The organism is Kitasatospora sp. A2-31 (assembly GCF_022288725.1).
Classification (GTDB): domain Bacteria; phylum Actinomycetota; class Actinomycetes; order Streptomycetales; family Streptomycetaceae; genus Kitasatospora.
Map to the genome: position 1 here is coordinate 1 of NZ_JAKNTA010000004.1, position 13,233 is coordinate 13,233.

Below are 13,233 nucleotides of genomic sequence, written 5' to 3' on the forward strand. Positions count from 1 at the left end.
CCCGCCGCTGCCGCGGAGGCGGCGCCGGCCGAGCCCGCCGCCCAGGCCGAGCAGCAGGCCGGCCAGGCCGGCCAGCCCCGTCGGATCTCCGCCTTCCTGGCGGCGCCCACCCCGCACGGCCTCCCGCAGGTCGAGGCCACCGAGCCGGTCCGGTCCGGCGAGGACGCGGCTGTGGAGCAGTCCGTGCCCATAGCGCCCGCCGACCAGCACGAGGTCGTGACCGCCGAGGCGGCCCAGCCGGCCGGGGCCGCGCAGGAGGGGCCGTCCGTGCAGTCCGCCCCCGGCGCCGAACCCGTGGCCGAGCCGGTGGACGCTGCGGTCGTGGAGCAGCCCGCGGAGCAGTCCGAGGCCCTGCCGGAGGCCGCCGCCGAGACGGCTGTCGGCACCGGCGAGATGCCGTCCGGCCAGGTCGTCGCCGGCCCGGAGGCCGAGCAGGTCCAGCCGGCTCCGGCCGACGCCGCCACCCCGGCCGCGGAGACCGCGGAGACACCGGAGACCGTCGAGACCATCGAGCCCGCGGGTCAGCCCGAGACACCGGCCGGCGAGGCGGCCGGCGAGCCGGCCGTCGCGCCCGAGCCCACGCCGGCCACCGAGCCCGTCGCCGAGGCCGGGGCCGAGGCCCAGCCCGAGGCCGCCCCGGCGGACCAGGCTCCCGGCACCGGTGCCCCCGTCGAGTCCTCCGTGAACGAGGCCGTCGCCGGCGAGCCTGACAGCGCCGCCGAGGCCGTCGCCGCCGAGGCCGGCCCGGACGCGCCCGCCGAGCAGCCCGCCGCCGAGGAGGCCCCGGGCGAGGAGACCGCGCCCGAGGAGACCGCGCCCGAGGAGCCCGCCGAGCCGCGCGGCCCTGCCGCCGTCGGCTTCGACGACGCCGGCCGCGAGGCCGTCCACCAGGTCATCCGCGAGCGCCGCGACATCCGCAACGGCTTCCGCCCGGACCCGATCCCGCACGAGGTGCTGATCCGCGTCCTGGAGGCCGCCCACACCGCGCCCAGCGTCGGCTTCTCCCAGCCGTGGGACTTCGTGGTGATCCGCTCGGCCAAGACCCGCCGCAAGATGCACGAACTGGCCGAGCGCCAGCGCGAGGCGTACGCGGACACGCTCCCCAAGGGCCGGGCCAAGCAGTTCAAGGAAATCAAGATCGAGGCCATCCTCGAGACCCCGGTCAACATCGTGGTGACCGCCGACCGCACCCGCGGCGGGCGCCACACGCTCGGCCGCCACACCCAGCCCCAGATGGCCCCGTACTCGGCGGCGCTCGCGGTGGAGAACCTCTGGCTGGCCGCCCGCGCCGAGGGCCTCGGCGTCGGCTGGGTGAGCTTCTTCGACGAGGACGAGATGGTCCGCGAGCTCGGGCTGCCCGAGCACCTGGAGGTCGTCGCCTACCTGTGCGTCGGCTACGTCGACGCCTTCCCGGACGAGCCCGAGCTCCAGCAGCAGGGCTGGGCCAAGAAGCGTCCGCTCTCCTGGGTCGTCCACGAGGAGCAGTACGGCAACCGCGCGCTGCCCGGCGAGGAGCCGCACAGCCTGCTCGCCGAGACCCTGCGCGGCATCCGCCCGCTGGACGCCAAGGCGCTCGGCGAGGCCTGGGACCGCCAGAAGCGGATGACCAAGCCGGCCGGCTCGCTCGGCATGCTGGAGATCATCTCCGCCCAGCTGTCCGGCCTCTCCCGCAAGTGCCCGCCGCCGATCCCGGAGCCCGCCTGCGTCGCGATCTTCGCCGGCGACCACGGCGTGCACGCCCAGGGCGTCACGCCGTGGCCGCAGGAGGTCACCGCCCAGATGGTCGGCAACTTCCTGGCCGGCGGAGCGGTGGTCAACTCCTTCGCCAAGCAGATCGGCACCGAGGTCTGCGTGGTCGACGTCGGGGTGGCCGCCGAGCTGCCCGAGGCGATCCAGCAGGGCCGCACCACCGGCCTGCTGCCCCGCAAGGTCCGCCCCGGCACCGGCGACATGACGCAGGGCCCGGCGATGACCCGCGAGGAGGCGCTCAAGGCCGTCGAGGTCGGCATCGAGACCGCCCGCGACCTGGTCGCCGCCGGAAACAAGGCCCTGGTCACCGGCGACATGGGCATCGCCAACACGACCGCCTCCGCCGCGCTGATCTCCGTCTTCACCGGCCTGGACCCGGCCGAGGTCACCGGCCGCGGCACCGGCATCGACGACGAGACGCACGCCCGCAAGGTCGAGGTGATCCGCGCCGCGCTCGCGCTGCACCAGCCGGACCCGGCCGACCCGATCGGCGTCCTCGCCGCCGTCGGCGGCCTGGAGCACGCCGCCATCGCCGGCTTCCTGCTCGGCGCCGCCTCGCTGCGCACGCCGGTCATCCTGGACGGTGTCATCGCCGGCTCGGCGGCCCTGGCCGCCAAGGCCATCGCCCCCGAGGTGCTGGCCGCCTGCATCGCCGGCCACCGCTCCGCCGAGCCCGGCCACCAGGCCGCGCTCGCCAAGCTCGGTCTGCGTCCGCTGATCGACCTCGACCTGCGGCTCGGCGAGGGCACGGGTGCCCTGCTGGCCCTGCCGCTGGTGCAGAGTGCGGCCCGCGCGATGCACGATGTAGCCACGTTCGATTCCGCCGGGGTCACCGAGAAGGCCTGACGCCCGCCCGCACCGCTCCGTGTACCGGCCCGAGGGCGCCCGGCACACGGGGCGGTGCCGCGCACCCCCACCACCCTCACCCGACCCAGGAGCACCGCCCATGACCGCGCCCAACCAGCCCTCCGTGCCGGCCGTCCGGCCGGACGGGCCCCACCCCCACCCCGGCACCGAGGGCCGCACGCCCTACCCGGTCGGGCTGCTGCTCGCCGGACGCCGGGTGGTGGTGGTCGGCGGCGGCCAGGTCGCCCAGCGCCGGCTGCCCGCCCTGATAGCCACCGGTGCCGACCTGCACCTGATATCGCCGGCCACCACCCCGGCCGTCCAGGCCATGGCCGACGCCGGCGAGCTGACCTGGCACGAGCGCCCGTACCGGGACGGCGACCTCGCCGACACCTGGTACGTCCTGGTCGCCACCGACGACCCGGCGGTCAACGCCGCGGTCAGCGCGGAGGCCGAGCGCGAGCGGGTGTTCTGCGCCCGCAGCGACGACGCGGCCGCGGCCACCGCCTGGACCCCGGCCAGCGGGCGCGACGCCGGCGCCACCGTGGCGGTGCTCACCGGCGACCCCCGGCACTCCGCCGCGCTGCGCGACTCCATCGTGAACGGCCTGCGGGACGGCTCGCTGGCGGCCCGCCGCCACCGTGCCGAGGACGTCGCCGGGGCGCCGGGCCCGGGGAGCGTCGCCCTGGTCGGCGGCGGCCCGGGGGATCCGGACCTGATCACCGTGCGGGGCCGCCGGCTGCTGGCCGACGCGGACGTGGTCGTCGCGGACCGGCTGGCCCCGCGGGAGCTGCTGGCCGAGCTGCCCGAGCACGTCGAGGTGATCGACGCGTCGAAGATCCCGTACGGGCGGTTCATGGCCCAGGAGGCCATCAACCGGACGCTCATCGAGCACGCCAAGGCCGGCAAGTTCGTGGTCCGGCTCAAGGGCGGCGACCCGTACGTGTTCGGGCGCGGCGGCGAGGAACTGCTGGCCTGTGCCGAGGCCGGCCTGCCGGTGACCGTGGTCCCGGGGATATCCAGCTCGATCAGCGTGCCGGCGGCGGTCGGCGTGCCGGTCACCCACCGGGGCATGACGCACGAGTTCACCGTGATCTCCGGCCACGTCGGGCCGGACGACGAGCGCTCGCTGACCAACTGGGAGGCCGCCGCCCGGATGAGCGGCACCCTGGTGCTGCTGATGGCCGTCGACAAGATCGGCGCGATCGCGGCCAAGCTGGTGGAGTGCGGCCGCCCGGCCGACACCCCGGTGGCCGTGGTCCAGGAGGGCACCACCGCGGCCCAGCGCCGGGTGGACGCCACCCTGGCGACCGTCGCGGCCACCGTCGAGGCCGAGCGGATCAAGCCCCCGGCGGTGATCGTCGTCGGCGACGTCGTCAACGTGCTGGCCCCGGCCTTCACCGGCTCCTGAGCGGCCCGGGCCCGGGGGACACGGGAGCCGGAAGTCGGCCCGGCCGACTTCCCGCTCCCGCCTCCCGCCCCGGCCGCGCCCCGCTCACTCCAGCGGCTGCTCCGTCCAGATCACCTTCCCGGTGGCCGTGTACCGCGTCCCCCAGCGGTCGGCGAACTGCGCGACCAGGAACAGCCCGCGTCCGCCCTCGTCCGTGGTGGCCGCGTACTTCAGGTGCGGCGAGGTACTGCTGGCGTCGGACACCTCGCAGATCAGCGCCCGGTCGCGGAGCAGCCGCACCCGGATCGGCTCCGACCCGTACCGGATCGCGTTGGTCACCAGCTCGCTCAGGATCAGCTCGGTGACGAACGCCGTCTCGTCCAGCCCCCACTGCGCCAGCCGCTCCGCCACCGCCGCCCGCACCGCACCCACCGCAGCCGGGTCGGACGGCACCTCCCACTCCGCCACCTGGTCCGGCGCGAGCACCCGGGTCCGCGCCACCAGCAGCGCGATGTCGTCCTGCGGATGCGCCGGCAGCATCGCGCCCAGGACGTCCGCGCAGGTCTGCTCCGGCGTCCGCGGCGGTCCGGTCAGCGCCGCCCGGAGCAGCTCGAGCCCCTCGTCGATGTCCCGCTCGCGGTCCTCCACCAGCCCGTCCGTGTACAGCACCAGCCGGCTGCCCTCCGCCACCTCCACTTCCACCGTCTCGAACGGCAGCACCGCCAGGCCCAGCGGCGGCCCGGTCGGCAGCTCCGGGAACGCCACCTGACCGTCCGGCGAGACCAGCGCCGGCGGCGGATGCCCCGCACTGGCCAGGGTGCAGCGCCGCGACACCGGGTCGTAGATCGCGTACAGGCAGGTGGCCCCGGTCACCGCCCCCGAACCGCCGGTCGCGGACTCCTCCTGGTCGATCCGGTTCACCAGGTCGTCCAGGTGCCCGAGCAGCTCGTCCGGCGGCAGGTCCAACGTCGAGAAGTTGTGGATCGCCGTCCGCAGCCGGCCCATCGTCGCCGCCGCGTGCAGCCCGTGGCCCACCACGTCCCCGACCACCAGCGCCACCCGGGCCCCCGGCAGCGGGATCACGTCGAACCAGTCCCCGCCGACCCCCGCCTGCGCCGGCAGGTACCGGTGCGCCACGTCCAGCGCGTTCTGCGCCGGCAGGCTCCGCGGCAGCAGGCTGTGCTGCAGCGTCACCGCCATCGCGTGCTCCCGGGTGTAGCGGCGCGCGTTGTCGATGCAGACCGCCGCGTGCGAGACCAGCTCCTCGGCCAGCGCCAGGTCCTCGTCCTCGAACGGCTCCGCCCGGCCCGCCCGCCAGAACCGGGCCACCCCCAGCAGCACCCCGCGCGCCTTCAACGGCACCCGCACCAGCGAGTGCACCCCGTACTCCAGCGCCTGCGCCGCCCCCTCCGGGTCCTGGTCCCGCCACGCCGTGCTCTCCGCCAGCCGCGGCTCCACGCCCGGCAGCCCGGTGTCGAGCGCACCCGCCAGCGGCGTCGACGGCACCACGTCCAGCACCGTGCCGACCGGATAGAACGGAGAGTCGTCCCGCACCCCGGCGAACGCCGCCCGGCGCACCCTCTCCAGTGCCACGCCCGCCGGCGGCTCGTCGCCGTCCAGCACCTGCTGGGCCAGGTCGACGGTGACGAAGTCGGCGAACCGCGGCACCGCCACCTGGGCCAGCTCCTGCGCCGTGCGCGTCACGTCCAGCGTGCTTCCCACCGCGAGGCCCGCGTCGTACAGCAGCCGCAACCGCCGCTGCGCCACCTCGGCCCGACCGGAGAGCGCCAGCAGCTCGGTGGAGTCACGCAGCGTGGCGACCAGGCCGGGCGGGCCGCCGTCGCGGTCGGTGAGCCGGATGTTCACCGCCAGCAGCCGCTCCCCGGACAGCACCACCTCGTCCGTGACCGGCCGGTCGGCGGTCAGCAGCTCCTCGGGCGCCTGGTCCAGGCCCAGCTCCGTCACCTGCCGGCCCTCGGCGTCGGCCGGCAGGTCCAGCAGCCGGCGGGCCTCGTCGTTGCAGAGCAGCAGCCGACCGTCGCCCTCGACGATCAGCACGCCCTCGCGGACGGCGTGCAGCACGGCCGCGTGGTGCTCGTACATCCGCGTCATCTCGGCCGGCCCGAGCCCGTGCGTCTGCCGCCGCAGCCGGCGGCTGATCAGCGCCGTCCCGCAGGTGGCCAGCCCCAGCGCCACCGCCGCGGCGCCGAGCACCACGGGCAGCTGCCGCTCGCTGGCACTGCTCACGTTCTCGATCGTGATGCCGGACGACACCGCGCCGATCACCTGGCCGGTCGGCGCGCGCACCGGCACGGTCGCCTGGACCAGCGGCCCGAGCGTGCCGTCGATCTGCTCGGTCACCACCTGCCCGTCGAGGGCGGGCTCGTAGTTCCCCACGAACTTCTGGCCGATCCGGGCCGGATTGGGGTGGGTGTAGCGGATGCCGTCGGTGTTCAGCACGACGATGAAGTCCACGCCCGCGTTGATCCGCGCCGCCTGCGCCTTGGGCTGCAGGATCGCGGTCGGATCGGGGGACTGCATGGCGGCGACGATGCCGGGCGAGTTGGCGAAGGTCTGCGCCACCGCCACCGACCGGTTGGTCGCCTCCTGCCGGGCGTCGTTGCGGGACTGCACCACCAGGGCCACCACGGCCGCGGCGACCAGGAGCAGCACCACCAGGACCTGGAGCGCGAAGAACTGCCCAGCCACCGAGCGGCGCTTCACCGAATCCGGCCACGCCGCCCGCGGCTGCTGTAGCCGACCGCGTGGGCGCCCACCGGAGGAGCCGGCGGTTCCAGTGGCGATGGAGGAGGCGGTGGAGCCAGAGGCACCAGAGCCCGACGGAGCCCAGGATCGGCCCGGAAAACGGGCCATACGCCATATTCGCACTCTGCGTGCCGAGGGGCCAAGACCAGCCACACCCGACCGTTCGGCCGTTTGGCCTTCTCCACCCCGACTTGGCAGGATCGCAGGGTGTCCGAGCCCAGCATCATCACCGATCCCGCCGACCCGCGCCTCGCCGACTACACCGGCCTGACCGACGTGGAACTGCGCCGCCGACGCGAGCCCGCGGAGGGCCTGTTCATCGCCGAGGGCGAGAAGGTGATCCGCCGCGCCCTCGCGGCCGGCTACCGCATGCGCTCGATGCTGCTGACGGCCAAGTGGCTCGACGTGATGGCCGACGTGATCGCCGGGGCCGAAGCCCCCGTCCACGTCGTGGAGCCCGCGCTGGCCGAGGCCGTCACCGGCTACCACGTCCACCGGGGAGCGCTCGCCTCGATGGAGCGCAAGCCGCTGCCGGACGCCACCGAGGTGCTGGCCGGCGCCCGCCGGGTGGCCGTGCTGGAGGGCCTGGTCGACCACACGAACCTGGGTGCCATCTTCCGCAGTGCCGCCGCGCTCGGGATGGACGCCGTCCTGCTCTCCCCGGACTGCGCGGACCCGCTGTACCGGCGCGCGGTGAAGGTCTCGATGGGCGCGGTCTTCGCCGTCCCCTACGCCCGGCTGGACCCGTGGCCGACCGCCCTGGACGCGGTCCGCGAGGCGGGCTTCAGTCTGCTCGCGCTCACCCCGGCCGAGGACGCCGTCGACCTGGCCGCCCTGGCCCCGCACCGGCTGCCCAAGGCCGCGCTCATGCTCGGAGCCGAGGGGGACGGTCTGACCCGGCGCGCCATCGACGCCGCCGACCACCCCGTGCGCATCCCGATGGCCCACGGCATCGACTCCCTCAACGTCGGCGCCGCCGCGGCCGTGGCCTTCTACGCCGTCACCGCCACCACCTGACCCACCTCGAAGGCGTGGGAAGTCGGCCGGTCCGACTTCCCGTGCGGGCCGGTGGGGCGCTGCCCGGGGTGTGCGGAGGGGCCGTGGAGACCGCGAGGGCGCGCGAGAGGTCGGCCGGTCCGACTTCCTGTGCGGCGCGGAGTCCGGCGCCCTCCCCGGGGATCAGCCTGCCGGTGCCGTGGGCGGGGCGGGGGCCGCGGCCGGGGGTGGGGTCACGGTCACCGTGGGGGCGCCGGGCCAGGACTCCTCGATGGTCCCGTCCGGTCGCACCGTGTAACGGGTGGACGCGGTCGCGCCCGTCTGGCTGCTGCGTTCCTCCCGGACCAGCGCGCCGTTGTCGAGCCGCCAGGCGGCCGCCGCCTGCGGGTCCGCGGCCGAGGACCGCGACGCGAGCGGCACGGGCGTGTCGCCGTTGAAGCCGAAGAGCTGGACCAGGTCGGTCGGCACCGAACCCTCCGTGCGGCGCAGCACCACCAGGCCTGCCGGTGCGCCCTTGTACCGGGCCGGGAGGACGGTGCTCAGCGCGACCTGCGGTCCCGCCCCCGCCGAGCGGCCGTCCCGCAGGGCGATCGGCGGGCCGCCGGCCGGGTCGGGGTAGCTGCGGTTGGGCCAGTCGACCGCCGGGTTCGCACCCTGGGCGGGCACCAGCGCACCGTCGCCGGCCGGGCCGCCCGGCCGGGCCGCGGCTGCGGCCGCGGGGGGCACCGGGGACTGCGGCGGGGCCGACGGCGCCGCGCCGTCCGCCGACTGCCCGGCCACACCGGGCGGCACGGCCGAGCCGTCCGTGCCCGGCCGGTCCGCGGCCGCGGTGGTGACCGTCGTCGCGCCCACCGGGCCGAGACCCTGGTTGCTCCGGTTCTCGCACCCCTGCGCGGCCGCGATCGCCAGAGCGACGCCGACCGTGACGGTGACGAAGACGATCAGACGCTGCCGCAGCAGCCGTTGCCGGGAGTTGCCGGGACGGCCGCCGGGTGCGGGCGTGTGCTGCCGGTCCCGGCTCCGCCCACGCGGGCGGACGGGCCGCTGCCCGCCCTCGCGCGGACCCGGCTGGGCCCCGGGAGCGCCGCCCCGACCGGGGGCCGGGGTCTGCTGCCGCTCGCGCATCGGCCGGGTGGCCTGCACGGCCTCGGCCCCCGGCATCGGTCTGGTGGTGGGCTGGGAACCCTGGTGCCCGCGCCGCTGCGCCGCACCGGTCCGGGCCCCGGGGTGCGAAGCCGGGTGGCCGCCGGGGTGGCCGGCCGCGCGACCACCCGCCGTCCCGTTCCCGGGGCCGCCCGCCGGACCGCCCGTGACCCTGCCCGCAGGGCCGCTGCCCGGGAAACCGCCGGGAGCGCCGTGCCCCCCGGGAGGACCGCCGTGCTGACCTCCGGCGAGCCCCGCGCCGGAACCGGCCGCGCCCGCGTGTCCGCCTGCCCGGCCCGCGGCCGCCCGGGCCCGTGCCACGCCCGCCCCCGGATCCGGCGCCCGCCCGGGCGCGGGGACCCCGCGGCCGGCGGCCGGCGGCACCGGCGCTGCCGCCGCACCGCGCCCGGGGACCCCCGGGCGCGCCCCGCCGGCCGGCCGCCGGCCCGCGGGTCGGGCCGCGCGCTCCGCGGCGGCACCGTCGAACCCGACCCCGCCGACGCCCCCACCGACGCCCCCACCGGTGACCGCACCGCCCGGCACCGCCTGACCGGACGCGGGGCCGCCGGTCACCGCCCCGCCGGGCCCGACCGCACCGCGCGCCGCCAGCTCGCTGAGCCGCTCGTGCAGGGCGGCCGCGCCGGGCCGTTCCGCGGGCTCCTTCGCCAGGCAGGCCCGGATCAGCGGTGCCAGCTGCGGGGGCACCTCCGAGAGATCGGGCTCCTCGTGCACGACCCGGTACAGCATCACCTCGGAGGAGGCCCCGGAGCCGAACGGGGTGTCCCCGGTGAGCGCGTACGCCAGCGTCGCCCCGAAGGCGAAGACGTCCGTCGCGGGCGTCACGGCCACGCCGCGCACCTGCTCGGGCGCCAGGAAGCCGGGCGAGCCGACGGCGGTGCCGACGTGCGTGAGCGTGCTGGCGCCGCGCGACCACGCGATGCCGAAGTCGATGATCCGCGGCCCGCGCGGCGACAGCAGGATGTTGGAGGGCTTGAGGTCCCGGTGGACGACGCCGGCCTCGTGCACCTTGACCAGCCCGTCGGCCAGCGCTGCACCGATCCGGGCGACCTCCGCCCACGCCAGCGGCCCCTCGTCGCCGACCCGCTTGTACAGCGAGGGCCCGGGGACGTACGCGGTGGCCAGCCAGGGGCGGTCGGCCTCGATGTCGGAGCCCACCACCCGGGCCGTGCAGCCGCCACGGATCCGGGAGGCGGCGGCGATCTCCCGGGCGAAGCGGGTGCGGAACTCCACGTCCTCGGCCAGCTCGGCGCGGATCAGCTTGAGCGCCACGCGCTGCCCGCGGCGGTCGGAGCCGAGGTAGACCACGCCCATGCCGCCGGCCCCCAGCCGCCGGTGCAGTCGGTACGGCCCGACGATGCGGGGGTCCTCACGCCTCAGCCGCATCATCGCCATGTTCGCTTCCCCGTCAGCCCGTGGGTGAGGCCCCGTCGGTGTGGGGCATCGTCAGTTCCTGTCCGGCACAGCTTACGGACTGGCCGCTGCGGTGTGCTGATACGCAACACCCGAACCCTCCGTGTGATTGTCCGATCGCGCGCTGACCTGCAGGTCACGGGGGTGCCGAAACGATTCTCGGGGTCGGCTCTCAGGGTTCCCCCGGGGGCGCGGAGGAAGCCGCCTCCCCCTCCGGTAGTACACCGCAAGTCGGAGGCTCATCCTCGCGGAGGCCCGCAGAACAATACGACGGCATGACGTCCGTCCACCCCTCCCGCCATAGCGTTGTCCTCAGCGGTGGACGGGGAGCTCGTCCCCCGAGGTAATCCGTCCACCGCGTCCGCGTCGACCGACCAGCAGGCACCGGCAGTACACGAATCAGGAGTAGGGGCATGGCACCGCAGCTCACGGGATCACCCCGCCGCCGTCGGCCGGCCTTCACCCAGCGCCACGCCGCGGAGCCGACCCGGCACCCGGCGGTCGCGCTGGCCATGGCACTGCCCTGCGCCGTGCTGCTGGTGGTGCTGTTCGGAGGCTGGGAGCAGATGGCGAACCAGGCCCAGGCGCTGGCCGAACTGATCAACCACTGACCCGAACGCCGGGCCCGGCCCTCCGGGCCCCGGCACGGGGCGCGTTCCGGCTGGGAGAGCCGGCCACTGAACGGGCACTGATCCCCTGGGGACGGGGAGTCGGTGCCGCCGGGGAAGGCCGCGCCCGCGTTGACACGCGGACGGGCGAGGAGCGGTGCGCAGAGCACCCCGGCAGGCGGAGACGCCGCGTACGGACGTCGGTGAGGGCGACCGTACGCGGCTCTTCATCTCCCGTACGACCCCGTGACCTTCCCGCGCGGTCCGAACCACCGGGCGGGGCAACACGAACGGCCGGGGTCATGACCCTCGCGGATCACGGCCCCGGCCGTTACTGTGCGCGATACTGGGATTGAACCAGTGACCCCTACCGTGTCAAGGTAGTGCTCTCCCGCTGAGCTAATCGCGCCTGGTGTGGCGGTCGTGCAGCAGACCCCGAAGGATCCGACGTGCGCGATACTGGGATTGAACCAGTGACCCCTACCGTGTCAAGGTAGTGCTCTCCCGCTGAGCTAATCGCGCGGGGAGGTCTCCCGGTGGAACCGGGTGATCCTCTTGGAGGTGGAGACGGGATTTGAACCCGTGTACACGGCTTTGCAGGCCGTTGCCTCGCCTCTCGGCCACTCCACCAGGCAACACTCGAAGAACGATCTTACACTGTTCTCCATCGAGCGGACGACGAGATTCGAACTCGCGACCCTCACCTTGGCAAGGTGATGCTCTACCAACTGAGCCACGTCCGCCTGTCTCCCGGGATCTTCACCGCTTTTCTTCGGCTGCGCTCCCTGGCGACGTGTTGAACTCTAGCGGATTCCCGGGCCAGCTAAAAATCCGTTCCCGCAGCGTGCCGAGGGGGTGGTCCCGGAGTGCCGTCCCGTCAGCGGTTCCGCGGGCCCACCGGCCCCCCACCAGCGGCGTCCGGGGACGATCATCCGCAGGCCGGCCCGCGTGCACCCGCCCGACGACCCGGTGCCGCCCGGCCACGGCCTGGAGAACGGTGCCCGCGCGCCCCCGCACGCCACCGCCGAGCCCCCTTCGCGCCCCCGACCTACACTTCAGGCACCGCAGCCCAGCCCCACCCCGTGCAGGAGAACCGTGTCCGGCCACCCCGACCCCCTCAGCCCGCTCGCCCGCTTCGGCGGCCGCGTCGCCACCGGGCTGCGCGACGTCACCTCGGACCCGGCCGCACTGGACTCCGCCGGCTTCTGGGCCGTCGCCCACGACTTCGAGGGCCGGCTGACCTGCGCGCGCTTCGACGACGTGCGCCCGGCCCCGGCCGCCCCCTCCGGCGCAGGCTGGCTCGGACCGTCCCCCGACAGCTGGCGCAGCTCCCTGGACCACGCGGCCTACACCGCCGGGGTCCGGCGGATCCGCGAACACATCGCGGCCGGCGAGGTCTACCAGGCCAACCTCTGCCGCGTCCTCAGCGCGCCACTGCCCGACCCGGACCGCGCCGACGTCGACGCCCTCACCGGCCTGCTCGCCCACGGCAACCCCGCCCCCTACGCCGGCACCATCCGCCTGCCCGGGCACGGCGTCGAGATCGCCACCGCCTCGCCCGAGCTCTATCTGCGCCGCGACGGCCGCACCGTCCTCTCCGGCCCGATCAAGGGCACCGGCCGGACCGAGGCCGACCTGCTGGAGAAGGACTACGCGGAGAACGTGATGATCGTCGACCTGGTCCGCAACGACCTCGGCCGGATCTGCGAGACCGGGACGGTCACCGTGCCCGACCTCTGCGCGGTCGAGAAGCACCCCGGGCTGGTCCACCTCGTCTCCACCGTCCAGGGCACCCTGCGCGCCGGGGCCGGCTGGCCCGAGCTGCTGGACGCGACTTTCCCGCCCGGTTCGGTCACCGGCGCCCCCAAGTCCAGCGCCCTGCGGATCATCGACGCCCTGGAGACCGCCCCGCGCGGCCCCTACTGCGGCGCCATCGGCTGGGTCGACGCCGACCGTGGTGTGGGCGAACTCGCCGTCGGCATCCGCAGCTTCTGGATCGACCGGACGGCGCCCGGGGCGCCCGTGCTGCGCTTCGGCACCGGCGCCGGCATCACCTGGGGCTCGGACCCGGAAGGCGAATGGGCGGAAACCGAACTGAAGGCCGCCCGCCTGGTCGCGATAGCGTCGGGCACCGAGACCGACTGACGGCCGGTACCGGAGCGTGGACGGACCGGCCGGCCACCGGGCCCGGCCGGCCATCCGCACCACCTCCTCGCGCTCGCGCGCCCGACGGCCCGGCCCAGGCCACCCGCACCCCTCCCACCGTCCGACCGCCCGCCCCAACGCCCAGAGGAGCAGCCCTCG

The 13,233-nt window shown here is 75.7% G+C and carries 7 protein-coding genes and 4 tRNA genes; 5 read left to right on the top strand and 6 right to left on the bottom strand.

Annotated elements, in window-relative coordinates:
* Positions 1–2,595: nicotinate-nucleotide--dimethylbenzimidazole phosphoribosyltransferase (cobT, locus tag MCM47_RS12355; RefSeq protein WP_238861506.1), on the top strand; the 2,595-nt coding region annotated here is incomplete at its 5' end.
* Positions 2,596–2,695: 100 nt separating this feature from the next.
* Positions 2,696–4,006, top strand: a complete 1,311-nt coding sequence (gene cobA, locus MCM47_RS12360; protein WP_238861512.1) for a uroporphyrinogen-III C-methyltransferase — start codon at positions 2,696–2,698, stop codon at positions 4,004–4,006.
* An 84-nt stretch (positions 4,007–4,090) separates the two neighbouring features.
* Here cobA and MCM47_RS12365 read toward each other — a convergent pair whose 3' ends face one another.
* On the bottom strand, positions 4,091–6,859 hold the full coding sequence (locus tag MCM47_RS12365; RefSeq protein WP_238861514.1) for a SpoIIE family protein phosphatase: 2,769 nt from the start codon (positions 6,857–6,859) through the stop codon (positions 4,091–4,093).
* Between the two features lie 99 nt (positions 6,860–6,958).
* Here MCM47_RS12365 and MCM47_RS12370 point away from each other — a divergent pair, with 99 nt between their 5' ends.
* Positions 6,959–7,768, top strand: a complete 810-nt coding sequence (locus MCM47_RS12370; RefSeq protein ID WP_238861522.1) for an RNA methyltransferase — start codon at positions 6,959–6,961, stop codon at positions 7,766–7,768.
* Between the two features lie 162 nt (positions 7,769–7,930).
* On the opposite strand, the gene MCM47_RS43995 is transcribed toward MCM47_RS12370, so the two are convergent.
* Entirely contained in the window at positions 7,931–10,303 is a 2,373-nt protein-coding gene (locus MCM47_RS43995) for a serine/threonine-protein kinase (RefSeq protein ID WP_374209119.1), read from the bottom strand.
* A gap of 431 nt (positions 10,304–10,734) precedes the next feature.
* Between MCM47_RS43995 and MCM47_RS12380 the strand changes: the two genes are divergently transcribed.
* Positions 10,735–10,932, top strand: coding sequence for a hypothetical protein (locus tag MCM47_RS12380; protein ID WP_238861524.1), 198 nt, complete (start codon positions 10,735–10,737; stop codon positions 10,930–10,932).
* Positions 10,933–11,266: 334 nt separating this feature from the next.
* Here the strand turns inward: MCM47_RS12380 and MCM47_RS12385 are convergent.
* The 4 genes from MCM47_RS12385 to MCM47_RS12400 all read right to left on the bottom strand — a co-directional run bounded on the left by MCM47_RS12385 (position 11,267) and on the right by MCM47_RS12400 (position 11,672).
* Positions 11,267–11,338 (bottom strand) — tRNA-Val (locus MCM47_RS12385).
* 41 nt (positions 11,339–11,379) lie between these two features.
* A tRNA-Val gene (locus tag MCM47_RS12390) sits at positions 11,380–11,451 on the bottom strand.
* A gap of 34 nt (positions 11,452–11,485) precedes the next feature.
* Positions 11,486–11,559: transfer RNA gene (locus MCM47_RS12395), tRNA-Cys, on the bottom strand.
* Between the two features lie 40 nt (positions 11,560–11,599).
* A tRNA-Gly gene (locus MCM47_RS12400) sits at positions 11,600–11,672 on the bottom strand.
* A 352-nt stretch (positions 11,673–12,024) separates the two neighbouring features.
* Between MCM47_RS12400 and MCM47_RS12405 the strand changes: the two genes are divergently transcribed.
* Positions 12,025–13,074, top strand: coding sequence for a chorismate-binding protein (locus MCM47_RS12405; protein ID WP_238861527.1), 1,050 nt, complete (start codon positions 12,025–12,027; stop codon positions 13,072–13,074).
* The last annotated feature ends 159 nt before the right edge of the window (positions 13,075–13,233 follow it).

Coding starts and splice junctions, on each gene's coding strand:
- cobA (WP_238861512.1), top strand. CDS start 2,696: ATGACCGCGCCCAACCAGCCCTCCGTGCCGGCCGTCCGGCCGGACGGG.
- MCM47_RS12365 (WP_238861514.1), bottom strand. CDS start 6,859: ATGGCCCGTTTTCCGGGCCGATCCTGGGCTCCGTCGGGCTCTGGTGCC.
- MCM47_RS43995 (WP_374209119.1), bottom strand. CDS start 10,303: ATGGCGATGATGCGGCTGAGGCGTGAGGACCCCCGCATCGTCGGGCCG.
- MCM47_RS12380 (WP_238861524.1), top strand. CDS start 10,735: ATGGCACCGCAGCTCACGGGATCACCCCGCCGCCGTCGGCCGGCCTTC.